2 protein-coding genes are annotated in these 1507 nt (G+C 64.4%); both read right to left on the reverse strand.

What is annotated here, in order from left to right; all coding sequences use genetic code 11:
* The coding region (locus XI03_RS01625) for an IS91 family transposase (protein WP_271591106.1) at positions 1 to 1140 on the reverse strand (1140 nt) is incomplete at its 3' end.
* 6 nt (positions 1141 to 1146) lie between these two features.
* The coding region (locus XI03_RS01630) for a tyrosine-type recombinase/integrase (RefSeq protein ID WP_271591105.1) at positions 1147 to 1507 on the reverse strand (361 nt) is incomplete at its 5' end.

The raw sequence follows: 1507 nt of genomic DNA on the forward strand, positions 1-1507 counted from the left end.
TCGTGGGATGACGTCGATACGCCGCATGGTGCCGCCGCAATGCGGGCAGACGGGGATCTCGCATTTGACGAGAGGATTATCGCCGTCTTCTTGATTAGTCGGAGCGTTGCGAACGTCGAGGAGCCGACGGCAGAGGGCGATTCTATCGTTGCGCCCGCCATTGGCGAGGAAGCCATAGTGGCGGATGCGATGAAAGCCGTCCGGCAGGGTGTGCAGGAGAAAGCGCCGCATGAACTCATCGGCATCAAGCGTCATCACTTTGGCTTTACGATTCTGCCGATAGTCCTTCCAAGAAAAGCTCACCTTGCCGTCGGCAAGCGAGATCAGCCGACTGTTGGCGATGGCGACGCGATGCGTATAGCGGCCGAGATAAGCCAGCACCTGTTCGGGCCCGCCGAATGGCGGCTTGGCATAGACCACCCAGTCGGTCCGTCGCAATTGATCGAGGCGCCGGGCGAACGCGGCGGGATCGGCGAGATGGGCGAGATCGCCAAAGAAGCCCAACTGGCCGGCCGCGAAGGTAGCTTGCAGCTCTTGCAGAAACAGGCGGCGGAATAGCCGAGAGAGGACGCGCACTGGCAGGAAGAAGCCGGGCTGGCAAGCCACCCAGCGTGTACCGTCGAGCGAGGGTCCACCGCCGGGCACGACGCAGTGGATATGCGGATGGTGTTGCAGGGTCTGGCCCCAGGTATGGAGGACGGCGGTCACGCCGAGCTGGGCGCCGAGATGCTTGGGATCGGCTGCAATGGTGGTGAGCGTCTCGGCCGCGCAGCGGAACAGAGTGGCATAGACCACCGCCTTGTTCTGGAAAGCAATCTCTCTGGCCGGCGCCGGCAAGGTGAAGACGACGTGGAAGTACGGCACGGGAAGGAGTTCGGCTTGTCGCTCGGCAAGCCATTGCGCGCGCGCCGAGCCCTGGCACTTCGGGCAATGCCGATTGCGACAGGAGTTGTAGGCGATGCGGGTGGCACCGCAGTCGTCGCATCGCTCGAGGTGGCCACCGAGCACAGCCGTCCGGCATGCCGTGATCGCGCCCATGACGCGCCGCTCGACGCGGCCCAGATGCCCGGCACGGGCTTGCCGAAACGCTTCGCCGTGGCGGCGGAAGATATCCGCCACTTCCAGAATCGGAGCCATCAGGTCCGCTCAGCCGGGCGGCACGACCTCGAGGCGAAGCCGGTCAAGCGGACTTGGCGTATTGCTGATGGTCTTTGTGGCGACTTGGGTATAGCGCGCCGTGCTCTGCAGACTGGCATGGCCGAGCAGCACCTGGATGATGCGCACGTCTGCCCCGTTCTCCAGGAGATGGGTCGCGAATGTGTGCCGCAGCGTATGCACCGTCACCGACTTGCTCAAGCCGGCCGCCGCACAGGCTGAACGGCAGGCGGCGTGCAGCACGTTGGGGACGAGCGGACGCTCGTCGTCGCGGCCGGGAAACAGCCATCGCTTTGGCCGAGTGAGCCGCCAATACGTCCGCAGAATCCTCAAAAGCTGCGGCGAGAGCATA

This window comes from Bradyrhizobium sp. CCBAU 65884 (assembly GCF_028128835.1).
Taxonomy (GTDB): domain Bacteria; phylum Pseudomonadota; class Alphaproteobacteria; order Rhizobiales; family Xanthobacteraceae; genus Bradyrhizobium; species Bradyrhizobium ottawaense.